A 432-nucleotide genomic window follows, 5' to 3' on the forward strand; every position below is an offset into this window, starting at 1 on the left:
ATTTCGCACATGCGATCGGCCGGCGGCATGAGCATCGATGCGCGCACGACCATTCAGGCGAGTGGCAATCGCGAAACGGATGCCGAGCTGATGGCCTGGGCGGCAAAGCGGGATGCCGAATTGCCCTCGACCATCATCAAGGTGGTCAAGGATGCACAGAAAAGGCGGGTTATCTGATGGCAATTGCCTTTCCGCGCGCACTGCCGGCAGTCGGGTTTTCCAGCGTCGATCCGGTGCTTGATCTCGGGGTGGTGGCGGCAAAAGCCGGCCGCCGCCGCTTCAACTATACCCAGATCAACGATCCGGCCTGGACGATCTCACTCACAACGCAGTCGCTCGCCTATTCGGACTATGCGGCGCTGGAAGCCTGGTGGCTGTCGCTGCGGGACGGGCTGCGGACGGTCCTGTTCCAGAACCCGAACATCTGCTTTC

The 432-nt window shown here is 61.6% G+C and carries 1 pseudogene; it reads left to right on the forward strand.

The annotated features are described in order from the left end of the window. Positions 1-176: 176 nt before the first annotated feature. A pseudogene (locus KLP42_RS26695) lies at positions 177-432 on the forward strand (hypothetical protein); the annotation flags it as partial.

Origin of the sequence: Rhizobium sp. CSW-27 (assembly GCF_018760785.1) — a bacterium.
Taxonomy (GTDB): domain Bacteria; phylum Pseudomonadota; class Alphaproteobacteria; order Rhizobiales; family Rhizobiaceae; genus Neorhizobium.